Genomic DNA, 24458 nt, shown 5'->3' with positions numbered 1-24458 from the left:
TCTATCGAGTACCTTGATGGCGCAACAACAAGCCGCCACAGGAAAAGTGAAAGGAACAGATGGAGAACCGGTTATCGGTGCCTCTGTTTCAGTTGTCGGAACTTCCCGCGGTGCATCCACTGATGGAGAAGGTAATTTTAAAATTAGTGTAAGTAGAAATGAAACCTTGCGCATAAGCTCCGTGGGTTTCAAAACAACGGATGTGGTTTACACCGGGCAGAAGTCGGTGGACGTAATCTTAACGGTTGACAACAAAACCTTAAACGAAATCATTGTGGTAGGTTACGGTAGCCAAAGCAAGAAGGAGATTACGGGAGCTGTTCAAACAATTTCTTACAAGGAATTAAAAGATTTGCCCGTTACGCAGATCGGCCAGAAATTACAGGGCCAATTAGCCGGTGTTCAAATTAACCAAACTACAGGTCGCCCTGGACAAGGTATGAACATTCGTATTCGTGGACAATTGTCGGTTTCAGCAGGTTCTGATCCATTGTATGTTGTCGATGGCTTTCCTATTACAGGCTCTATCGGGGCAATGAACCCGGATGAAATTGAAGACATCTCCGTTTTAAAGGATGCATCTTCAACATCACTTTACGGTTCGCGTGCGGCAAATGGTGTCGTTTTGATTACTACCAAGAAAGGAAAAGGCTCAGGAATGTCTGTAAGTTTCAACACATTTACAGGTATGCAACAAGTTCCTATGAAAGGCCGTTTGAAAATGATGAATGCAGAGGAATTTGCACAATTTAAGAAGGAGTCTTTTGAAGATGCGAAACAACCCGTACCAGCGGAATTTCAAAATCCATCTCAATACAAAGATAAAGACAACGATTGGTATGGTGCATTACTTCGTACATCACCAATTACTAGCCATAACTTAACTATTACGTCCAACACGCCGAAGTCAAGAACTTCGTTGGTTGCTGGTGTATTAGATCAAAAGGGTGTTGTTAGAAATACGGACTATCAGCGGTATTCATTACGTTTAAATTCGACGTATGACATTTCTGATAAGGTAACTGTTGGGTTTAACCTAGCACCACAATTGGTATATGACAATACGCCAAGAACTGACGGTGATCGTGGAACAGGTATTTTGTTCAATGCATTACACACGTGGCCAATCATGCCTATTTATGAGGCTGATGGAAAAACGTTGACCAAGTTTAATCGATTCCCTGCAAGTACGGGTAATATTTTTGCGTATGCCAACTGGGTTCGTTCGGCGGATCAGTTAATCAATGAAACAACAGCGACAAATTTATTGTCTAATGCATTCGTTGAGTATGAGCCAATCAAAGGCTTAAAAGTGCGTTCATCTATGAATGGAGAAATTTTAAGAACTAAATTCTTTTTCTTTAATCCATCAGATGCAACTTCTAGAATTAATGTACCTATTCCAACAACCGCAGAGTCAATCCGTGAGAACGTTGAAAACTTATCGTGGTTAAATGAAAATACGGTAACATACGGAAAGACGCTTTGGGATGATCATAAATTTGAAATATTAGGAGGTTATACGAATCAGTATTTCCGTCAAGAATCGACACGAATCCAAGCGGATACGTACGCGGATGATCGCCTTCCTACAATCCAAGGAGCGATTAATATTTCGCGTGGAGGAACTAACTCGGGAGTTCAAGAGTGGTCGTTAACATCCTATTTAGCTCGTTTGAACTATAACTATAAAGGGAAATACTTATTAAATGCGGCTATTCGTAGTGATGGTTCGTCTCGTTTTGGAGCAGATAATCGCTGGGGAACCTTCCCTTCTGTAGGTGCAGGCTGGGTTGTTTCGGATGAGCCATTCATGCGCGACTTACCCATGGTTTCATTTATGAAATTGAGAGGAAGCTGGGGAATTATTGGAAACAATAACTTAGGAAACTATACCTCGTATGCCTTGATCAACAATACAGTTAATGGCGTATTTGGTAATACGGTTGCAACAGGTGCTGCAGTAAGTTCACTAGCAAATCCTAATTTAGGTTGGGAGACGACCCAACAATTAGATTTGGGAGTTGATATTAATATGTTTGATGATCGCATCAACTTTGCGTATGACTATTACAAAAAGAACACAACGAACCTATTGTATGCCGTTCAAGTTGCACAAGAATCGGGTTTCGGAAATTTCAATGATAATATCGGGGAAATTAAGTTCTGGGGTCACGAGTTTTCTGTGAACACAAAAAACACAACAGGTAAATTGAAATGGACAACAAACGCAAATATTTCGTTTAACCGAAACGTTGTGGTTGCGTTAGCTCCTGGTATTGACCGTGTGTACGGAACGTTTCACATTACGCAAGTAGGCAAGCCATTTGGTCAATTTTATGGTTTGATTTCTGAGGGTATGTATAAAAATGCGGAAGATTTAGCGAATTCTCCTAAAGTACCAGGACGTTCCACAGTGGGAAGTATCAAACTTAGAGATATTAACGGCAACGGGAGGATTGATTATGGTGGAAATAACGATGACCGGACAATTATGGGAAATCCTTTTCCTGATTTTGTTTATGGTATTACAAATAACATAACTTATGGAGATTGGGACTTTAACATTATCGGATCAGGATCACAAGGCAATCAATTGTTAGTGAGACATATTTATTCCACAGCTAATCTAGATGGGGTATTTAATATGGTTGAAGGAGCTAAATACCGTTTCCGTTCGGAGGCTAATCCAGGTATGGGTATGTACGGAACGACTGTAGGCGGTGGTAACGTAACCGGTATCGAGCGGGATTGGATGAACAGCCGTTTTGTTGCGGATGCGTCTTATTTCACGATTCGTAACATTACCTTGGGTTACACATTTTCGAAGCCGACTAAAGTTTATAAGTCACTTCGTGTGTATACGTCATGTCAACAAGCTTACGTATTTACCAAATATTGGGGAGGACCTAATCCAGAAACCTCGGCACAAAGTAATGGTCAAGGTGATGGCGGTAACTTGAGCCCAGGTGTAGATTTATCAAACTACCCAGTTCCAAGAACTTTCACGGTAGGCGCAAACTTCAATTTTTAACTAGCTAACTATCAAACGTTTATTTTAGAAAAAATGAAAAATAAAATCATATTAAGCTGTTTGTTGGCCATAGGACTATCTGGTTGCACAGCTGAATTTTTGGAAATAACACCAGAAACAAGTTTAAGTTCGGTCACGTTTTTTAAAACGGAGGCGGATTTTCAGCAAGCAGTGAACGCTTGCTACGTACCATTACGTACGATATACAATGATCGTTCGTATTTATTGTCGGAGATGCACTCGGATAACACGTATTACTTTCGGAATACGGCATTTGGAGCAACTGAGCAACAAGAAGATTTGGCGGATTTTTCTATCCCTGTATCCAATGGTCTGACTACAAATACGCACGTGTTAAATCAGTATCGTCAAGATTATTTGATCATTGCTCGGGCAAACCAAATTTTAGATCGTATTGATAAGGCTGATTTTGATGCCGCAGCCAAAGGCAACCTGAAGGGTCAAGCACAGTTTATGCGTGCTTTCGCTTATTTTGAAATTTATCGCTATTTCAACAAAGGGCCTCTTCAATTAACTGCTGTGGCCAATCGGGAACAAGCTGCTGCTAAGGTGGGTACAGCCGCTGATTTAGAAAAAATCATCATTGGTGATTTGACAGGTGCTGCTGCTACCTTAAAGACTAAATCAACGCAAGAGCCAGGTCGTGCAACCTCCGCTGCGGCTAAAACACTTTTAGCCAACATGTATTTGATTCAGAAAAACTGGCCTGCAGTAGAAAAACTGTGTAAAGAAATTATCGCAGAGGGGCAACATTCATTAATGCCAGATTATAATGACGCCTTTACGACAAGTACAGGAAATAAGAATAATGCTGAAAGCATTTTTCAGGTTCAGTATCAAGAGGGAGCGAATGGTTTTCAAGGAAGTTTTATGTACAACTTTATGCCTCGCCCGATGGCTGCCAGTGAATTGGTGACTTTGTCTAAAACCTCAAATCCACAGCCACAAACTGGAGAAGGAAATAACGCCCCAATGCCTGAACTTATCGCCTCATATGAGCCTGGCGATTTACGTAAAGATGCGTCCATTGGATACATTACCTGTGCAAGTACACTTTGGGAAGGCAAAACGTACCCTTACATCAAGAAGTTCGTGAGACCACATTCTTTGAATGGTAACCACGGAATGAACTGGCCTATTTTCCGGTACTCAGAAGTTCTTTTATTCTTGGCGGAGGCCTTGAATGAGCAAGGAAAAACTGCGGAAGCTGCTCCATTCATGAACCAAGTGCGCAAGCGTGCAGGATTGGCTGAGACAACTGCCACAACCCAAGCAGCTTTTCGTACAGCTTTGATGAAGGAACGTCGTATGGAATTAGCGTTTGAGAACAAGCGCTGGCATGACTTAACGAGAACAGATACTTTTAAAGAAGTAATTACAGCAAAAGGAAATAGAATCAAAGCAGATCCATTTGCCCATTACTATCAAAGAGGTTTCACACTTCGGGATAACTCATTTACTGTAATTGAGAAATATTATCCGATGCCTGCTGATGAGGCGGCATTGAATCCGAATATTAAGTAATTCACTTTTCTTTTTAGAGCTGCCGTTAATTCGGCAGCTCTATTTTTTCTCGCACATGCCTATCCTTCAAATTTTTTTAGCCGTTTGTGTATTTTTCAGCACTTCTTTTTTTGCTGCGAATCCACCTAGGTTTAAAAAAATTACGCTTACATCTACATTCGTTTCAGAGGGTGTTTGTATAGGAGATGTGAATCGTGACGGGAAAAAAGATATCATTGCCGGTGCTTTTTGGTTCGAAGCTCCGCGTTGGGCCCAACATACTTTTACCACAGAAGTCCGCTACAATAAATCGTTACAAATATTTCCTGCTGGATATCCCTTTAAAGTGGATGAAGGATATGCTGATTCATTCGCTCAATTTGCGGCTGATATTAATCACGATGGGTGGATCGATGTGATTAAAATTGGTTTACCCGGCGAAGCAATTCATTGGTTAGAAAACAACCAAAATAAGCCAGGACTTTGGAAAAAGCATGAATTATATAGCTCATTTGGGAATGAATCCCCTTTATTTGAGGACGTTAATGGAGATGGTCGCCGAGATTTAATTGGTAACGACTCCAAAAATAAGCGAGTGATTTGGCTGGAGGCACCTGGGAAGAAAGATACTACGTGGGTCGCTCATGTAATTTCTTCTAACCCAACCTTAGGTACGCATAAATATACGCATGGTTTAGGTTTTGGAGATTTAAATCAAGATGGACGCAAAGATGTGATTATTAAAGAAGGTTGGTGGGAAATGCCTATCGATCTAACCCAAAATTGGACTTTTCATCCCCCGAATTTATCCTACGACGCATCGCAAATCTATGTGCAGGATTTTGATGGTGATGGGGACATGGACATATTAAGTTCCTCCGCGCATGATTATGGAACTTGGTGGCATGAGGTGAAAAATTTAGCCAAAGGCGATGTGGAGACACACCTAATTCAAAAGGAATTATCACAGACACATGCGCTTCAGCAGCATGATGTAAATCGAGATGGACACGCAGATTTTATTACGGGTAAACGCTACATGGCGCACAATGGAAAAGACCCAGGAGAATTTGAAAAAGCATTACTTGTTTGGTACGAATTGATTCCAAGTCATTCACCTACTTGGAAAGCTCACATCATCGATGAAGATTCAGGTTCTGGGATTCATTTTTTTGTTCAGGACATGAATCGAGATAAAAAAGAAGACCTTGTTCTATCAAATAAAAAGGGGGTTTTTCTATTTGAAAAATTATAGTGAAAAATTTCATGCCGATAAACCATTTTTTAAACTTTTTAAACTAATTTAAAATTCTAAATCAATGCATATGAAAACTCATTACCATCGATTCATATGGCTATTTGTCTCCTTAATGGCTCTTCAAGCTCCTAGCTTTGGCCAGAAAAATAAACAGTCAGAGAAGGGGTTTAAATCCATTTTTAACGGAACATCCTTACAGGGATGGGAAGGAGATCCTACCTACTGGCGGGTGGAAAATGGCACTATTACTGGCGAAATCACGCCTGCAACGCTATTGAAGCGGAATACCTTTATTATTTACCGGGATGCTAAGCCATCAGATTTCGAATTGAAATGTGAGGTTAAAATCAGTAAAGAAGGTAATACAGGTATCAATTATCGGTCTGAGGAGTTATTGCCCGATTTGCCATTTGCATTAAAAGGATATCAGGCTGACATCGATGGTGCGATTCGTTACACGGGTCAAAACTATGAGGAACGTGGCCGTACAACCCTGGGATACCGTGGTGAGATTGTGAGTGTCAACGAGCAAACGGATCCAGAAGTTAAAAACAACCTTCGTGCTTTTTCAGCTCGTAATGCTTGGTTGCCTCGTAAGGTAACGGGTTCATTAGGGAATTCTGATACGTTGAAAACGAAGATTAAATCAGAAGATTGGAATGAAGTACATTTGATTGTTAAAGGAAATCGTCTTTTACATTATGTCAATGGAGTTTTAATGAGTGATGTCACCGACTTGGATAAAGTTAATGGCAAATCAGAAGGTTGGTTAGGCGTTCAAGTACACGTAGGCCCTCCGATGAAAGTAGCGTACAGGAATATTCGTATCAAAAACCTAAAATAAAATGAAACCAATTTTTAAGTATTTATTAGCGCTCGTTGCGGTAGTTGGCCTAGGAAGTGCTGGCTACAACAGTTTATTTAAGATTGAACCTGCTCACGTGGAAGGTGCAAATCCTAAGTTGGATAAAATCAGATTACAACCTGGTTTCAAAATTGAACACTTAATAAGCCCATCTGATGAAAACATGGGTTCTTGGGTTTCGATGACTTTTGATGATAAAGGTCGCATGATTTGTTCAGATCAATATGGTGGATTATATCGTTTGACAATTCCTGCGATCGGATCGGCCAGCGTGAAGCCACAAATCGAGAAATTAAAATTTGGCAAAGGCGTGGATACCTTAGGTATTGGAAACGCGCATGGTATGTTGTATGCATTTAACAGTCTCTATGTGATGGTTAATGCGCGCGCAACTAGACCTGGCGCTTCGGCTCCTTCGGGTCGTGGACCTGCTCCTGGCTATACTCCTAGAGGAAGTGGTTTGTACCGAGTTCAGGATTTAGACGGAGATGATCAATTTGACAAAATCACGTTGATGAAAGAATTTAAAGGAGAAGGCGAACATGGTCCACACAGTATCATTTTATCTCCTGATAAGAAATCTATTTTCTTGATTTCAGGAAATCATACAGATGTTCCAGACATGGATGCATATCGTCTGCCTAAAAATTGGCAAGAAGATAATATTTTCCCGTTGATCAAAGATCCACGTGGACATGCGAATGATCGTATGGCTCCGGGTGGTTGGATTGCCAACATAGATCCAGAGGGTAAAAAATGGGAATTGGTTTCTGCTGGATATCGTAATGCTTTTGATATAGCTTTTAATGAGACAGGAGATTTATTTGCTTATGATGCGGATATGGAGTGGGATTTTGGTTTACCTTGGTATCGTCCAACACGTATTTGCCATGTAACGAGTGGTAGTGAGTATGGTTGGAGAACAGGTAATAGCAAATGGTCAACAACTTATCCAGATAATTTACCTCCAGTATTGAATATTGGACAAGGATCACCTACCAGTTTATTGTCTTTGAAGGATGCTAAGTTTCCAGCTAAATACAAGAAATCTTTGTTGGCTTTTGACTGGACATTTGGTATTGGTCACTTAATTAAATTAAAATCTTCTGGATCTACTTTCTTGGCTGATCGCGAAGAGTTTATTTCAGGTATTCCTTTGCCTTTGACAGACGGTGTTGTTGGACCTGATGGAGCACTTTACTTTATGGCCGGTGGTCGTCGTTTAGAATCTGATGTATATCGTGTAAGTTATGTAGGGACAGAAGAAGCTAGTGCCAAAACATTAGTGGCAGCTCCTAATGCATTAAACGAAACTCGTCGTAAGATTGAGCAATTTCACCAAGGAGCAAATCCAGCAGCCGTTGCATTTGCTTGGCCTTATTTAAAGCACCCAGATCGTTTTATTCGCTATGCAGCTCGAATGGCATTGGAGCACCAGCCTGTTGCTGAGTGGAAAGATAAAGCCATGTCGGAAAAAGATCCGATTGCCGCAACGCAGGCACTTATCGGTCTAATTCGTCAAAGCAAGCCTGAATTTAAATCAGGGATTTATGCAGCTTTATTAGCGATCGACAATAAAGCATTTACGGAATCTCAAACGCTAGATATCTTGCGTGCATATGAATTAGCAATGTTGCGTTTAGGAATGCCTGATGCATCGATGTCTTCAAAAATCATTGCGAAATTTGATGCCAAATATCCATCAAATCGTATGAATATGGACCGTGCATTGAGTCGTTTACTTGTTCCTTTGGAAGCTCCAAAAGTGATTGAACGTACGTTGAAGTTAATGGAAACGAAGGATACGGCTAGTGCTACTGCTTATCGTGTAGAAACAGCTACTTCGTCTGCTGATTTAATTATGCGTAATCCTCAATATGGAACGGACATTGCGAAGATGTTGGAGAAAATTCCACCAGCACAGCAAACTTATTTAGCCACGATGTTATCGGCAGCTAAGACTAATTGGACACCTGAGTTGCATGAGCAATATTTCGCTTGGTTCAAACGTGGTTTTGAATTCTCAGGAGGACGTAGTTATATTGGTTTTATTGACCGTGCACGTAAATTAGCTTTGAAAAATGTGGCGGAATCTAAGCGCGCTTATTACGATAAATTAGGAGGTGCCGATATGTTAACTTCGAATGGGAATGATGTTATGAATATCAATTACCCGAAAGGTCCTGGAAAGCAATGGAAGTTGGAAGACGCGGTAGCGTTATTAGATGCTCCATTAGTTGATCGTGATTTCCAAAATGGAAAATCAATGTATGCGGCGACCACGTGTATTCGTTGCCATGCTTTAGGAAGTGAAGGCGGCGGGAACGTAGGACCGGATTTAACCAATCTAGGAACGCGATTCTCGAAAAAAGATATGTTGGAGTCCATCATCAATCCAAACAAAACTGTTTCGGATCAATATGCGGCGACTCAAATCATGTTAAGAAACGGTACATCTGTGATTGGACGTGTGACCAATGAAGATAAAATGGCTTACTATGTTTCTCAAAATCCATATGCGCCAGAGCAAATTGAAAAAATAGTAAAGAAAAATGTTCGTTCAGTTAAATACTCACCTGTTTCAAGTATGTTGCCAGGTTTGATTAACAGCTTAAATGGCGAAGAATTAAAAGATTTAATGGCTTATTTGATGTCAGGCGGAAGCGAAAGTAACGCCATGTTTAAGAAAAAGTAGTATGAATTATGCCGGAATGGACCGATAAAATATCGAATCACAAGCAATTAGGAGGAATTGAGACGTCCGTTTTAGATAACGGTGCAGGTAAAGGAGTCCGAATTGCTTGGATTGATACGGGTTCAGGATTTCGTTATAAAGTGGTACTTGATCGTGCCATGGATATTGCGGAGGCATTTTTCAACCAGCATAGTCTTGCGTGGATAAGTCACGTAGGAGTTTTAGGGCCTCAACCTATGTCGAACCAAGGAATTGATTGGCTTCGTACATTTGGTGGAGGCCTTTTGGTTACGTGTGGTTTAGATCATGTAGGTGGACCTGATGAAGATGCGCATGGTACGCGTGGCGTGCATGGTTTAATCAGTAACATACCTGCAGAAATCATTTCCATTCAGCAACCAGATGTACATGCAGGTAATTTAGATATGTCGATTACAGGAATTATACGCCAACATAAAATTTTTGGTCCTTGCTTGACACTGAAGCGAACCATATCGGGTCGTTTGGGGCAAGCAGGTTTAACGATTAAAGATGAGGTGATTAATGAGGGTAATACGCCGGCTCCTTTCATGCTTTTATATCATTTTAATTTCGGTTGGCCTTTAGTCGACGGAGGAACAGATATCATTTGGAAAGGAAAATATCGCGTGGCCTCTGACCCTAAACTTGTAGGGATAGCCGATATCAAAAAATGTCCGGATCCTTTATCCATTCATGATGGGCCGGGAGAATCTGTCGTATTTATAGAGCCCGAGGCAGACGCAGATCATCACGTATATTGTGGTTTATGGAATGAAAAAAAGCAGTTGGGGGTTCAGATATCTTTTGATAAGAGGGAATTACCGTGGTTGACCAACTGGCAGCATTTTGCCAAAAATGAATATGTGACCGGCATTGAGCCAGGAACAAATCCACCGATTGGCCAGAAGGCAGCGAGAGAATCAAACGCATTGACTTTCTTAGCCCCTGGAGAAAAAAAATCAATCGAAGTAAATTTATCCGTATTGGGACCCGAGGTAGGCCCTTACACAACTTATACTAATTTTATCAATTTAATTAATGAATAATGAGCAATAATGCAGCTAAAGCGCTAGAGCAAGGTAAAGGTATTTTACGATTAGCCCCAACATGGGTTCCGAGGTCTTTTTGCGTGCCTGGTAGACGAATAAAATTACATCCAGATGATTACTATGTTTTGGGTGGTGTACGTGGTGGAATCGATGAGCGGTGGTTATCGTCAACGACCCCCGCAAAAAATGGTCCATTGACTGGCGAAAATGAAGGCTTAAGTGCAGTTGTTTATTCCGAAGGAGGAAAAGAAGAGCAGATTCTATTGATTGATGTAATCGAGGCATTGAAAGGTGAAGTGATCGGTGATCGTTTATGGAATGAATACAAATCATGGCCTATGTATTCCAAGTTTTTTGATAACATGGGGCCTTTGCCACATCACATTCACCACAATGATGAACATGCTGCCAAGATAGGCCAATTAGGAAAACCAGAAGCCTATTATTTCCCACCGCAACTAAATAACCATGGGGGTGATTTCCCCTATACATTCTTTGGTATTGCTCCTGGTACAACGAAGGAACAAATCAAGGAGTGTTTGATGAACTTTACGAAGGGGGATAACAAAATCACCATGTATTCTCAAGCATTTCCATTAATACCGGGCACTGGCTGGGATGTTCCTCCGGGGATGTTGCATGCTCCAGGAAGTATGTGTACGTATGAGCCACAAAAAGCTTCAGACGTATTTGCGATGTATCAATCCTTAGTAAATGAAGCGGTAATTCCAGAAGAATTATTGTGGAATGGTACTCCAAAAGAAGAAATTGGAAATTATGACCAATTGATGGAAGTGATTGACTGGGATTTAAATACCAATCCAAATTTATTGGAAACTCGTTTTATGCAACCAATTCCTGTTTCGGATGAGGCGGAGATGGAAGCCAACGGATATTCTGAAAAGTGGATTTGCTACCGTTCAGATGCATTCTCAGCAAAAGAATTAACGGTTTTCCCAGGACAAACAGTGACGATTACGGATGCTGCTGCCTATGGTTTAATCATGATGCAAGGTCATGGTAAAATGGGCGTTTGGAATATAGAAACACCTTCATTGATTCGTTATGGACAATTGACCAACGATGAGTTTTTTGTTACTGAAAAAGCAGCAAAAGCGGGCGTTAAAATTACGAATCATTCTACGACGGATCCTATTGTGATGTTGAAGCACTTTGGTCCATCAAATCCAGATTTAAAATTTTAAACTTATTAATTTTTTTAATATGAATACGTATCCAAAATTACACAATGCCACATGGCCTGGTATTGTAGGAAAAGGTCCAGATTCCGAGCCGGTTATTTCGTTGGACAACATGTTAGCTATGACCGCTGCCGCTGAGGTGGATGGTGTGAAATTTGATGGAGTGGATATAGGTTTATTGCCTCCTCATTTTGATATCGAAAGTGGGAAAGAAGGAGCGAAAGCCTTAGCTGATAAAGTAGCTGCCCACGGATTAGAAATCGGAAGTTTAGTAGCGCCTATTTGGGCTGGAAATGCGATGGGAGATAAGGATGCACGTGACACGTTTGTGGATATGGTGCGCCGCTCTTGTGAAATTGGCGCTGAATTACGCAAAATTGGTATTCGTCCTAACGGGATTGTTCGTATTGATTCTGCTGCTGGAGTAGCGGATTGGGCGAAAGATCCTAAAGGAAATTCAAAATTGATTGTTGACACATTCCAAAGAGCCTGTGACGTTGCCGCAGATTTCGGTGAAAGATTGGCTGCAGAGGGAGAAATTTGCTGGGGTGGCATGCACTCATGGCGCAATATGATTCAGACATTAGAAGCCGTAGACCGTCCAAACATTGGCTTCCAAGCGGACATGTCACATACGTTATTATACACGATGGGATATAATTGTCCTGAAGATCGCATTTTACCTGTTGATTATCAGTGGGATGATCGCGAGGTATTGAAAGCTTCATTAAAAGAATTGACAGCTGCGCTTCGTCCATGGACGATTGATTTTCACGTAGCTCAAAATGACGGCACGGTTCATGGAACGGGAAGTCATGATAAGACGGGTCGTCACTGCCAAGCGACGGATCCCAACGGTAAGTTGGTGATTTCTGAAGATGCTGGCTTCTGGCTTCGTGATGAAAAAGGAGCATTAACTAAGGCGTTCAAGCATATTTGCTGGGACGGTTGCATGTTCTCAAATTCTGTGATGGAACAACAAAAAACTTGGAATGATATTTTAGCCGCAATGATTCAAGTGCGCAATGCGCATGGTTGGTCATAATAAACCTATTAACTATGAAACAAATACGAATTGGATTAATTGGCACTGGATTTATGGGAAGAACCCATTCCAATGGATATAATCGTTTACAGAATTTTTTCCCTGATTTAGTTTGTACGCCTGTATTGCAAGCCGTTTGTTCGCGTAATGAGGCAAGTGTAAAAGCATTTGCTGCCCAATGGGGGTATGCTTCTTATGAGACTGATTGGCGTAAAATGATTGCACGTGATGACATCGATGCGGTGGATATTTGTACACCAAATGATACGCATGCTGAAATCGCTATTGCTGCGGCCAAGGCTGGGAAAATGATTTTGTGCGAAAAGCCTCTATCAAGAACGTTAGCAGAGGGCGAAGAAATGGTCAAAGAGATTGAAAAGTCTGGTGTGGCGAATACGGTTTGGTATAATTACCGACGTTTACCTGCGGTTAGCTTAGCGAAGCAAATCATAGATTCCGGAAAATTGGGACGGATTTTTCACTACCGGGCCAATTTCCTTCAAGATTGGACTATTTCACCTGATTTACCACAGGGAGGTGCTGGAACTTGGCGATTGGATGTTGAGGCGGCCGGTTCAGGAGTTACGGGTGATTTATTAGCCCACTGCATTGACACAGCCATGTGGCTAAATGGTGGTATTGCCGATGTATCCGCGATGACGGAAACCTTTATTAAAGAACGTGTTCACGTTGGTTCAGGCGCAGTGAAAAAAGTAGGCATTGATGATGCATGTATTTTCCATTGCCACTTTGATAATGGCTCTTTAGGCCTTTTTGAATCTACGCGGTATGCACGTGGCCACAAGGCCCTTTATACATTTGAAATAAACGGCGAGCATGCTTCATTGCGTTGGGATTTGCATGATTTAAATCGCTTAGAAATGTTTGACCATGCCGATGACTCGTTAACGCGTGGGTGGAAATCCATATTGGTTACTGATGGCAACCAACCTTACATGGACAAATGGTGGGTTCCTGGTTTAATCATTGGATATGAGCATAGTTTTGTTCATCAAGCCGCTGATTTTTTCAAAGCATTAGGAGAGAATACGCCTTGTGCACCTACATTTAGAGACGCGTTACAAACACAACGTGTTTGCGAAGCCGTGATTGAATCGGCGAACACGAAGTCTTGGAAAGATACGCATGTTGAATGGCCTTGAGTACGAGTTTACTCGTAATTGAGGACCTCTCGCTATCTTTTTCCGAGTCTCAGGTCCTCAAATCAATTTGTTTGACCTTAGACAAAGGCCAAATACAGGCTATTGTAGGGGAAAATGGAGCGGGTAAATCTTCTTTATTTAAATGCATCATGGGAATTATATCCCCTAGTTCAGGGGATATTTCCTTTTTAGGCAATAGAATTCAGAACAGCTCAATTCGGGAAATTTTAACAGCAGGAATCTCCATGATTCACCAAGAGCTGTTATTGATTCCCGAATTGACTGTGGCTGAAAATATCTACTTGGGAAGGGAATTTTCAGAGGGCCAATTTTGGGGCATTTCTGATATCAATGGCCGCGTTCAGCAGCTATTTGATCAATATGGGTTGGATATTCCCGTGGATATTCCGGTGAAGGAATTGTCGATTGCGAACCAACAAATTGTAGAGATCATGCGGGCAGTATCCCAAGGTGCTCAGGTCATTCTGATGGATGAGCCAACGTCCTCATTGACGGATGTTGAAGTGAAATTTTTTGGCCAATTGATTCGCACGCTACGGGATGCACACGTAGGCATCTTATTTACCTCGCACAAACTGGAAGAGATTTTTGAATTTGCTGATGTGATTTCAGTTCTTCGTGATGGCGAGATGGTGGGAACCTATGATGTTCATGCGTTAAATGCGCGGACTTTAGTTCAAAAAATGGTGGGTAGAGACATGGCGGATTTTTATCCTTTTACGGAAACGATTCCCGGAGCCGTATTATTGGAATTGGAAAATGTAGGACTTTCGGGAGTCTTTGAAGGGATTAATTTACAGGTCAGAGCTGGCGAAGTTCTTGGTTTAGCGGGGTTGGTTGGCGCAGGGCGTACCGATATCGGTCAAAGTATGTTGGGAATCAAACCACATACGGAGGGGAAAATGACGTATTTAGGAAAGGAATTTACCCCGAAACATCCCGCTGAAGCAATTGCATTAGGCATGGGATATTTAGGAGAAGACCGAAAAGAATTGGGCATGATTCCCGAAATGTCTGTTGGCGAAAACATGACCTTAGGACTTATGCAGTTTTTCCAAAAATTTCAGTGGATCCTACCAAATCCGGAACAAGCAAAGACCAAAGAGCTGCAAACGAAATTCAATATTCGGGTGAAAAGTGGCCAACAAAAAATGGAACAATTGAGTGGAGGGAACCAACAAAAAGTTTTGTTTGGCCGGATGCTCATCAATAATCCTGCTTGTATGGTTTTGGATGAGCCCACGCGCGGGATTGATGTCGTTTCGAAATTTGATATGTATCAATTGATACAGGAAATGAAAAAAGATGGGAAAGGCATCGTATTGATTTCATCGGATATGACGGAATTATTACAGATGAGCGACCGAATTGTGGTGATTTCGAAAGGCAAACAGCGCGGAGAGCTTTTGCGGAAAGATGCCACCGCAGAACGTGTTTTACAACTTGCATTATAAACGGGAACATGAAAAAGATTTTTTTAAAGAGTCCTACAGGTGGAATTTTTGTTGCGTTGGTTTTTGTTTGCCTCTTATTTAGTGGCCTGACGTCCAAATTTTTTACTCCTATGAACCTCTCGGTTATTTTAAACCAGGTTTCGGTCAATGCAATTTTGGCGTTTGGTGTCACGTTTGTGATTATTTCGGGCGGAATTGATTTGTCACTGGGGTCTTTATTAGCTGTTTGTGGCGTTGTGGTGGCCCTGCTATCCCAACAAGGCGAATTTCCACTTGCATTCGCATTTTTACTAACACTTGTGGTGGGTGTTTTGATGGGAGCATTTAATGGGTTTGTTGTTGTACTTACGAAAGTTCCCCCCTTTATTGTAACGTTGGGGACGATGACAATTGGTCGCGGCCTCGCTTTGCTATTAAGTAATGGTCGGCCTATTTCAGATCTAAACGAATCACTGAATGTATTGGGCAATGGAACCGTAGGAGGAATTCCGATTCCCATCTTATTTTTGATTGGGTCCTTTATTATTTGCCAAATTATTTTAACAAAAACTGTTTTTGGGCGCTACGTTAAGGCGATTGGAGGAAACGAAATGGCCGCTTTTGTTTCTGGCGTTCGGGTGAATCGAATTAAAATATATGTGTATATGCTGAGTGGATTTTTTGCAGCTTTGGCGGGTATTTTGTTAACGGCCCGCATTAACACAGGTCAGCCGAACGCTGGTTTGGGCTTTGAGCTGGATGCCATTGCTGCGGTGATAATTGGCGGTACAAGTACGCGTGGAGGCAAAGGTACGATTACAGGGACTTTATTGGGGGTGTTGTTTATTGGTGTCATCAACAATGGATTGGATTTAATTAATGTCTCTGCATACTGGCAGCAGGTTATTATGGGCGGAATAATTATTTTAGCGGTGGTTTTAGACTTAGTGTACCAAAAATTAAAAAAATAATGAATATAAAGTCGGTTTTCGCGCTATTGCTTTTTGTTGGCTGTATGGCCTGCACGGAAAAGAAAAATGATAAGTTGGTGATCGGAGTCTCCATGTTAAGCATGCAAAATGAGTTCATCCAGCAGGTAGCGGATGCCATTGAGAAATCGGGTAAAACGGCTGAGGTGGAAATAATTATTGTGGATGCGGAGCGGTCTTCTTTAAAGCAAGTGGAACAGGTGGAGAGTTTCATAAGCCAACAAGTCGATGCGATCATTCTGAATCCGTGTGAATTTGAGGCGAGTTCTCCTGCGGTGGAAAAAGCCCAACAAGCGAAGATTCCAATTGTCAATGTTAACTCGTCTACCAAATCGAAGCCTGATGCATTTGTGGGTTCAGATGATGCGGAATCGGCGAAGATGGCGATGGAATTAATCGCGAAACATGTTCAGGGGAAGGGAAATATTTTGATGATACAAGGCTACATGGGACAAGCGGCTCAATTGGACCGGGAACGTGGGGCAAAAGCCGTATTAGCGAAATATCCTGATTTAAAATTACTGGCCTCCCAAACAGGAGAATGGGATCGTGCCAAATCCATGTCGCTTATGGAAAATTGGATTCAATCGTATGGAAATGATGTACAGGCGGTATTTGCACAGAATGATGAAATGGGTATGGGTGCTGTACAAGCTTTGATGGATGCCAAAATCAAGCCAAAGGTGTATGTGGTCAGTATTGATGGAATTCAAGATGCGCGCAAATCGGTCGATCAAGGATTTTTAAATGCGACGATTATTCAAAATGCGGAGAAGCAAGGTTCGGAATCGTTGCGTTTGGCAATTGCCTTAGCTAAAAAGCAGAAAATTTCGCAGTCAACCATGTTGATTCCTTTTGAAATATATATGGGTAAGTAAATGTAAGCGATTTGGAATAGGGCTTGTGATGTAAAAGATGTTTTAATTCATGAATTTAGTAGAATAAAACAAGGTGATTTTTTGAAAAAAGTATACATTTAAAAAAATAAATTTTCGCTATGAAAAGCTCAAACTCAAATTCGATTAAAAGGCGTGATTTTCTAACTAAATCGAGTCTTGCCATCGGCTCATTTTTCATCGTTCCTCGCCATGTATTGGGAGGTATTCGTCCAGATGGATCTCATTATACAGCACCAAGTGATCTCATTAACTTAGGATTTATTGGAACAGGAAAGCAAGGAAGAGGATTATCCAATTCATTTTTGAGCACGGGCGAAGTTCGCATAGCGGCTATTTCTGAGGTGTATCAAGCAAAGGCCAATCAGTTTTTAGATCGGGTCAAAGATATTTATTCCAAATCATCTACACTGGGTAGTTATTCCGAAATAGCCCAATATCAAGACTTTACAGAGTTACTCGCACTTAAAAATATTGACGCGGTTGTAATTTCTAGCCCAGACCACTGGCATGCGGCGATGTCTGTGCGCGCTGCAGCTGCAGGCAAAGATATTTATTGCGAAAAGCCACTTTCATTGACCGTAAAAGAAGGTCGTGCCATGGTGGATGCGACGCGAAAATATAAGCGTGTTTTTCAAACGGGATCCATGCAGCGTTCGTGGCCAGAGTTTAGACAAACGGCTGAGTTAATTCGTAATGGCTACATAGGGGAAGTGAAATCGATTAAAGTGAATGTTGGCCCCCCACCCATAGCCTATGATTTAACGGCTGAAGCATTGCCAACTGGCTTAGACTTTGAGAAGTGGTTAGGACCGAATGACGCGGTTCCGTTTAATGCTGAATTAGCTCCTCCAATTTCAAAAGATGTGTTCCCTAATTGGCGGAAATACAAGGAATTTGGTGGTGGCGGTATGACGGATTGGGGCGCTCACATGTTTGATATTGTGCAATGGGCACTGGATATGGACGGTAGTGGCCCAGTTCAAGTGGATGCGCCAAAAACCAATGGGAATGAATTTTTGACATATACGTACGCGAATGGAATTAAGATGACACACCAGCCTTGGGAGTGGAATAATGCCATCGAGTTTGTGGGTACGGAGGGAACGCTACGTGTGCAAAGAAAAAAATTGGAAACATCGAATGCGGCCTTGAAGGATCGTGTTATCGGACCAAATGAAAAGCACGTGTACGAAAGCACAAATCACTACAAGGACTTTTTAGCTGCGATGCGCAATCGTACCAGTCCTGTATGCGATGTTGAGATTGGTCACAGAACAGCCTCTGTTTGTAACATCGGAAACATTGCTTATGAGGTTAATAAATCATTGACGTGGAATCCAAAATCTGAAAAATTCAATGACGCTGGTGCAAACGCATTGCTTGGCCGAAAATTAAATAAAACGTGGGGGATTAAGTTATAAATTAAATCGCTTCTTTTCTTTTACAGCATAGTCAACAGCCCTCGCTGTCATTGCCATATACGTTAAGGATGGATTCTGTGTAGATGTCGAAGTCATGCAGGATCCATCTGTGACGAACACATTTTTGCAATGATGTACTTGGTTAAACGCATTCAGCATTGAGGTCTTAGGATCGCGACCCATGCGCACTCCCCCCATTTCGTGGTTCTCATTTCCGGGCATACGCTTCGTATCGATGGGTTGAATGTTATGAAAGCCGGCGGCGGTGTACATCTCAGTGAATTGTTGGTGAAAATCCTTTAACATCTTCTCGTCATTCTCATCATATCCAATCGAAACGCGAAGTTGCGGAATGCCGTATTTATCTTTTAGTTCCGAGTCAAGGCGAACCGTCGAATGTGCCTTCGGAATCGTCTCTCCCATCATGCCTACGTTGATGTGCCAATTGCCCAATTTTTGTGCCAGCAATGCATTTTTTAAGGATTCGCCCACAAGTTCTTTGGCATTTACGATACTTCGGCTAGCCGTCAGGTTACTCGCATAGCCACGCAAGAAATCTGTTTCTTGTTTGTAGACATTTCTGAATCGAGGAATGTATCCGGAAGTTGGCCTTTTGCCCCCCGTAGTCTTGTCCAATTCTCCATCATATTCCGCCGTGATTCTACCGCGGTAACTATGGAAAGCCATGTGCGTTCCTAAGACGCCAGAGTCATTTCCAAGGCCATTAGGGAAGCGGGACGAAATGGAATTTAGTAGGATTAAATTCGTTGCCAAAGGCGAGGCATTCACAAAAATGATAGAAGCATAATATTCCTCCATTTCACTAGTCAATGCATTCACGACGTGGACACCCGTTGCCTTATTTTTCTTCTCGTCGTAGATAATCGAATGTACCACCGAATGCGGTTTTAAGATCAAATTCCCTGTTTGGTAGGCCGCTGGTAAAGTCGCCGAATTGCTACTGAAATACCCTCCATACGGACAGCCGCGCTCACAGAGCGTTCGGCTTTGGCATTGGCTTCTACCCACTGTTTGATGAATTTTATCCGCTTGACTTAGGTTCGCTGTGCGTGCACTAATCACATGCCGGTCGGGGTATTTATTTTTAACTGTTTGGCCAAAATGTTTTTCTACGCAATTCAATTCATAGGGCTTTAGAAACTCGCCATCGGGTAAAGTTTCTAACCCATCTTTATTGCCTGATATCCCAGCAAACTTTTCCACGTAACTATACCAAGGCGCGATGTCTTGGTAGCGAATGGGCCAGTCGACGGCAAAGCCATCACGCGCTGGTCCCGTAAAATCAAAATCACTCCATCGCTGGGTGTGTCGACCCCATAACAATGAGCGACCACCCACATGATAGGCTTGAATCCAATCATAGGGCTTATCTTGAATGTAAGGTTGCTCGCCGTCTTTGGTTAAAAAATGGGAAGTTGCTTCGGTAAAAATAAAATTCTTGCTGGCGGTTTTATATTCCTTTTTGAGCTCTATTGGAACTTGGCCCCTGTGCGGGAAATCCCATGGATTATGCATCATGGTGGGATAATCGGCTACATGTTTGACGTCGCGCCCACGATCTAAAAGCAAGGTTTTTAGGCCTTTTTCGGTGAGTTCTTTGGCGGACCAACCGCCACTGATTCCGGATCCGATGACGATGGCGTCAAATGTATTTTTATCTTTTTGACTCATAAGTTAAATCCAATTAGCGTTGAAGTTTTTAGCGAAATGTGGAAAGGCAATTTCGGGTTCCGCAATTTCCATATGCCAAAGCTTCTCCCATTCAAAACTGTAATAACCTTCATAACCACCAGCTTTCAACGCATGCAGTGCTTCACGAACCGGGGCATTTCCTTCGCCCAATAGGGTATAAGTTTCGCCTTTTTCGGTTAATTGCGCATCCTTGATATGTGTGTGGAAGATGTATTTTTTCAACTGGCTATACATGTAGGTTGGGGATTCTTTCGTCACCGACCACATATTAAAGAAGTCCCAAACAAGGCCAACGTTCAAATGATTTGCTTCTTGCATGATGTGCAAAAGCATGTCGCTTTTGATGACTTTTCCGTGTGATTCCAGCAACACTTTGACACCGCTCGCTTTTGCATAATCTCCTAATTCAACTAAGCTTGAAATGATTGCGCCGAAAGTCGCTTTTTCATCTTGATCTTTAGGTAAGTCATTCGGAAAAACACGTATAAACGGACAGCCTAATTGGTCTGCTAATTCAATGTATTTTTTGGCTTCATCCAGATTTTTTTGCCGTTTAGCAGGATCCAGAAAATGCATGTTGGCCGACGAACCTAAGTTGACAATTTTAAGTTTTTTATCCTCCGCTTCCCGTCTTGTAGCCGCCAAGTTCGACGCTGAAAAGATGGGATTTTTGGGGAGGTCTAAGTCGCCTTTTATCCCCCTGATTTCAATACCGTTGTAGCCATTTGCGGAGGCGTGTTGTAGGGCTTGTGAGAATGTCCAAGCTGGACAACCGAGTGTGGAAAAGGACAAAAGCGGTTTAGTTGGAACAGCGAAATCCAAGGCGGATAGGCCTAAGAGTCCTGAGCTTTGCATTAAAAATTCCCGTCGGTTCGTCATAAATACTTGAGTTTAAATGGAAAGCCAATGTAAGGTATTCAATGCAAATTGCTTCCAATCGTAGTCTGCCACTTGCATACCCGCTGAAAATTTGACGGATTTCATCATCACATACATGGCTGTAAAACCATTACAATCGCCTAGGGCAACTACTTTTCCTTTGCCAAATTTCCCCGCCAAACCCTGCGAATTTGCCGTGCCGGAGGGTGCACTGCCACTGTACTTTTTAATGGTGGCCGATGGCGAAAGCTTGAAAAGATTGGTATAGCCTGCACCCGTTAATCCGCCACCGCTATAGCCCATGATATTGTTTATTTGTTCGCCCGCTTTCTCGCCTTGCGTAATGGGATGATCCGTGTTTAAAAGTCCGTTGCTTCGGGTAAATTTAAGCAGCGTTTCTTTGTTGGGGATCGTAAATTTGGTCTCATAGTTGAGCGAATCGGATACAATCCCAATCGATAGTTGAATCCCGAATGTATTAAACAGAGGTGTCACCGATTTATCAATAGGCGCATGTTCGTCGAACATGAGTAAAGAGCCGCCAGCAGAAACCCAATCATATAACGCATTTAGCTCGTCGGCAGTAAATGTAATTTCATCCATTACCTGACTTTTTGACCCAAATTTAAATGGCATGGCAGGAAAGATGACGAGCATTTTATAAGGAGCTAAATAGGCTTTGGTAAATTTCATCGAATCGACACTCACTTGATATCCGTCGGCAGTAGCGACATCCATCAATGGTTTTGCCAAACCCATGTCCACGATAAAATTGTAATGGCCTTTGTCGAATAAAACCTTTGGGCCCTTGCCTTGGGTATATTTAGGATGTGCGACGCTAGCATCAAAGGGGCTGTCGTTTAACATTTGGCCTTGAGCGGCGAGGGTCACCAGTAGGCAAAAGGCCAAAAGTTTAGATTTCATAGTTTAGGTTTTATTCGATTGTGAAGTAAATTAGAAGAAATTATAATAATTTACCAATTGTCTGAATTGCAAAAGTCATTCATATATCAAATTGTCAAGTTGCTGGTATCTAATTAGATTATCAGCTAATTTAAATGCTTATCAATATCCGTATACTAATGAAGTCTATATTTTTATCAATTTTAATTCTTCTTTTTACTTGTCAAATTTACGCTCAGGACTCAAATCAAATTTTTCGAATGGCTAAAATTAAAGTGGATCCCAAGCAGCTTGATTTGTATAAATTCCTATTAAATGAGCAGATGCTTACGGCGATTAAATTGGAGCCAGGGGTTTTGTCCTATACGGTAGTTGCCGACAAGAAAGATGCGTCAAGCATGACGATTTTCGAGGTATATGCGAATCAAGAAGCCTATCAATCCCACATTCTTACCGCCCATTTCAAGAAATACAAAGAGGCTGTGAAGGATATGGTGCTGTCTTTGGAATTGATTGATGTTGAACTAATTATAAAGACAAAAAAGGAAAACATGTACCAGATCTAGATAGGTTCAAGGTATTTTAAAAAACGTAAAGCAATTTATTGGATGTCTGTAGTTAAAAATCACGATGATCGTTTTGCTAAGATGAGCTTTGCAACGGTTTATCCGCTTTATCTTGCCAAAGTTGTGCGCAAGGGTCGGACCGAAGCCGAATTACTCCAAGTAATTAAATGGCTCACAGGATTTAATGAGAAAGATGTAGGTCAGCTGGTTGCATCGAATACAAACTTTGAAAGCTTTTTTCATAAAGCAACATTGAACCCCAATGCTTTGCTCATCACAGGCCTCATTTGTGGTTACCGCGTGGAAGATATTGAAAATCCACTTACCCAAAAGGTTCGCTATTTAGACAAATTGGTGGATGAATTGGCTCAGGGGAAAAAAATGGAAAAGATTTTACGTTAGGAGTCATAACTTGATTTGCCCCCTTAAATCGAAAAATGGTCTTAATTTAGTAGCCAAGCCAACTGATTTCGAATGGGTAGGCCCATCATGATTTAAAGAGTAGCCAATCCTGAATTTATTCTTTTAATCCTTTTATAAATTCAGATGGCGTTTGGTTCATGATTGAAACAAACGCGTTGTTAAAATTAGAACGAGATGAAAAGCCTGAAGCTAGGGCAATGGATTCAATGGTAAAACGGGTCAATTTCCCTGCTTTGATTTCAGATACGGCATAATCAATGCGCAACTTATTTTTCCAATCATTGAACCCTATTTTCAAATAATCGTTGAAGTAAATGGATAGTTGGTGCACAGGAATACCCGTGTTTTTTGTAACATAAGACATAGCAAATCCTTTAGTTAGACAGGGTTGGTCTTCCAAATAGGCCTTTAATAATTGCTCTATTTCAATCAAGCGGTCTTTTGATATGGAACTATCTTCTATATGTACTTGATATTTTTTTCTTTGTACAGATTTGGAAATTGCAACAAATTCTCGAAACAAAATTTGCGGAAAAAATAGAACGGATACATTATGTAATGTCGATAAATAATTAACGATTGAATTTACAGCATCATAGGAAATATTTGGTAACAGGTCAACACCAAAATTTTTAATAATTAGGGAATTCATTCCGATCGAAAAAGAGAGGCTATTCAAAATGACAGAAATGATTAAGATAATAACGATAAAATTTTTCTGACTGAATTTAGCTGGGAGAAACTCTAATGTTTTTCTTTCCATATAAAAAGTATAACTGGTATACAGTATCATAAATAGGTTAAATATGGGCCTTAGCGTTGATTGATATAGATAAGGTAAGAAAAGTAATTTCTCCTGATTCAGGGAAGCGGAATTTCGTATTATTTCTTTTCCCAAAATTAATTTCTCAGAAAAAGGTACGAGAAGGTAGGGGCTAACATTAATTAGAATTAGTAAGAAAGGTACAAAAAGCAGGAAATAGCGTGGCTTGAAACTAAAGTCTTTACGGTGGCTAATGATATATAAATGGAGGACAGGTTTTGTCAGGAAATAGAAGGGGGTAAAATTAATTGCGAAAATTGCTGCTAACGTTGGGCTTTCATTCTCGAAAATGATGAAATAAACTAGGGAAAATAAATTTATTAGTAAAAAATAAGCTGCCAAAAATGTGCTACGGCTTTTTCTAAAAGAAGAAAAGACCAAAATAATTAAGGCTAAAATAAATCCTAAAATGGATACGTTTAAAAGCATGACTCATGAAATTATACATTTGTAGTTATAAAATATAATTAAAATTTTTATGATACTCATTAATTATTTAGCGAATTACATAAAATTTCTGTTTGCCTCTATC

General features: G+C 41.2%; 19 protein-coding genes. 15 read left to right on the top strand and 4 right to left on the bottom strand.

The annotated features are described in order from the left end of the window. Window positions 1-16 precede the first annotated feature (16 nt). The 13 genes from AC1W6K_RS00880 (at window position 17) to AC1W6K_RS00820 (ending at window position 18619) form a co-directional block, all read left to right on the top strand. The gene (locus tag AC1W6K_RS00880) at window positions 17-3034 is read left to right on the top strand and encodes a SusC/RagA family TonB-linked outer membrane protein (protein ID WP_481946115.1); all 3018 of its coding nucleotides are present in this window, start codon (window positions 17-19) and stop codon (window positions 3032-3034) included. Window positions 3035-3067: 33 nt separating this feature from the next. Continuing rightward, window positions 3068-4579: a RagB/SusD family nutrient uptake outer membrane protein gene (locus AC1W6K_RS00875; RefSeq protein WP_481946091.1), complete on the top strand. Its 1512-nt coding sequence runs from the start codon at window positions 3068-3070 to the stop codon at window positions 4577-4579. A 55-nt stretch (window positions 4580-4634) separates the two neighbouring features. After that, entirely contained in the window at window positions 4635-5813 is a 1179-nt protein-coding gene (locus tag AC1W6K_RS00870) for an FG-GAP repeat domain-containing protein (protein ID WP_481946090.1), read from the top strand. 64 nt (window positions 5814-5877) lie between these two features. Further along, window positions 5878-6660, top strand: coding sequence for a 3-keto-disaccharide hydrolase (locus AC1W6K_RS00865; protein ID WP_481946089.1), 783 nt, complete (start codon window positions 5878-5880; stop codon window positions 6658-6660). Between the two features lies 1 nt (window position 6661). Further along, the gene (locus tag AC1W6K_RS00860; RefSeq protein WP_481946088.1) at window positions 6662-9376 is read left to right on the top strand and encodes a c-type cytochrome; all 2715 of its coding nucleotides are present in this window, start codon (window positions 6662-6664) and stop codon (window positions 9374-9376) included. 8 nt (window positions 9377-9384) lie between these two features. Then, window positions 9385-10443 carry an aldose 1-epimerase family protein gene (locus tag AC1W6K_RS00855; RefSeq protein ID WP_481946087.1) on the top strand — a complete coding sequence of 353 codons (1059 nt, stop codon included), beginning with the start codon at window positions 9385-9387 and terminating at the stop codon, window positions 10441-10443. Further along, complete coding sequence (locus AC1W6K_RS00850) at window positions 10443-11651, top strand: class I mannose-6-phosphate isomerase (RefSeq protein WP_481946086.1); 1209 nt, start codon at window positions 10443-10445, stop codon at window positions 11649-11651. Before AC1W6K_RS00855 ends, AC1W6K_RS00850 begins: the two co-directional genes overlap by 1 nt. Window positions 11652-11670: 19 nt before the next feature. Further along, the gene (locus AC1W6K_RS00845; protein WP_481718995.1) at window positions 11671-12693 is read left to right on the top strand and encodes a sugar phosphate isomerase/epimerase family protein; all 1023 of its coding nucleotides are present in this window, start codon (window positions 11671-11673) and stop codon (window positions 12691-12693) included. Window positions 12694-12707: 14 nt separating this feature from the next. Beyond that, window positions 12708-13856 (top strand): Gfo/Idh/MocA family protein, encoded by a 1149-nt coding sequence (locus AC1W6K_RS00840; RefSeq protein WP_481718996.1) that lies wholly within the window; start codon window positions 12708-12710, stop codon window positions 13854-13856. Next, the gene (locus tag AC1W6K_RS00835; protein ID WP_481718997.1) at window positions 13847-15331 is read left to right on the top strand and encodes a sugar ABC transporter ATP-binding protein; all 1485 of its coding nucleotides are present in this window, start codon (window positions 13847-13849) and stop codon (window positions 15329-15331) included. The genes AC1W6K_RS00840 and AC1W6K_RS00835 overlap by 10 nt, the downstream gene beginning before the upstream one ends. An 8-nt stretch (window positions 15332-15339) precedes the next feature. Then, complete coding sequence (locus AC1W6K_RS00830) at window positions 15340-16281, top strand: ABC transporter permease (RefSeq protein WP_481718998.1); 942 nt, start codon at window positions 15340-15342, stop codon at window positions 16279-16281. Further along, a complete protein-coding gene (locus AC1W6K_RS00825) occupies window positions 16281-17177 on the top strand; it encodes a substrate-binding domain-containing protein (RefSeq protein ID WP_481946085.1) in 897 nt (298 codons plus the stop codon). Before AC1W6K_RS00830 ends, AC1W6K_RS00825 begins: the two co-directional genes overlap by 1 nt. Window positions 17178-17296: 119 nt before the next feature. Then, complete coding sequence (locus AC1W6K_RS00820) at window positions 17297-18619, top strand: Gfo/Idh/MocA family protein (RefSeq protein WP_481946084.1); 1323 nt, start codon at window positions 17297-17299, stop codon at window positions 18617-18619. Here AC1W6K_RS00820 and AC1W6K_RS00815 read toward each other — a convergent pair. The 3 genes from AC1W6K_RS00815 to AC1W6K_RS00805 are packed head-to-tail and all read right to left on the bottom strand — an operon-like array spanning window position 18614 to window position 22135. Continuing rightward, window positions 18614-20311 (bottom strand): GMC oxidoreductase, encoded by a 1698-nt coding sequence (locus AC1W6K_RS00815; protein ID WP_481946083.1) that lies wholly within the window; start codon window positions 20309-20311, stop codon window positions 18614-18616. The two genes, AC1W6K_RS00820 and AC1W6K_RS00815, sit on opposite strands and share 6 nt — an antisense overlap. 3 nt (window positions 20312-20314) lie before the next feature. Continuing rightward, window positions 20315-21211 (bottom strand): sugar phosphate isomerase/epimerase family protein, encoded by an 897-nt coding sequence (locus AC1W6K_RS00810; protein WP_481946082.1) that lies wholly within the window; start codon window positions 21209-21211, stop codon window positions 20315-20317. A gap of 12 nt (window positions 21212-21223) precedes the next feature. After that, on the bottom strand, window positions 21224-22135 hold the full coding sequence (locus tag AC1W6K_RS00805; RefSeq protein WP_481946081.1) for a hypothetical protein: 912 nt from the start codon (window positions 22133-22135) through the stop codon (window positions 21224-21226). A gap of 239 nt (window positions 22136-22374) precedes the next feature. Between AC1W6K_RS00805 and AC1W6K_RS00800 the strand changes: the two genes are divergently transcribed. Continuing rightward, window positions 22375-22680, top strand: coding sequence for a putative quinol monooxygenase (locus AC1W6K_RS00800; RefSeq protein WP_481946080.1), 306 nt, complete (start codon window positions 22375-22377; stop codon window positions 22678-22680). Between the two features lie 42 nt (window positions 22681-22722). Continuing rightward, a complete protein-coding gene (locus AC1W6K_RS00795; RefSeq protein WP_481946079.1) occupies window positions 22723-23082 on the top strand; it encodes a DUF2200 domain-containing protein in 360 nt (119 codons plus the stop codon). 115 nt (window positions 23083-23197) lie between these two features. Here the strand turns inward: AC1W6K_RS00795 and AC1W6K_RS00790 are convergent, their stop codons facing one another. Next, on the bottom strand, window positions 23198-23866 hold the full coding sequence (locus tag AC1W6K_RS00790) for a helix-turn-helix domain-containing protein (RefSeq protein WP_481946078.1): 669 nt from the start codon (window positions 23864-23866) through the stop codon (window positions 23198-23200). Between the last annotated feature and the right edge of the window lie 592 nt (window positions 23867-24458).

The sequence above is a fragment of the Aquirufa sp. genome, assembly GCF_964796385.1.
The sequence above is the reverse complement of the archived record's forward strand: the minus strand, read 5'-3'. Positions and strand labels throughout refer to the sequence as shown.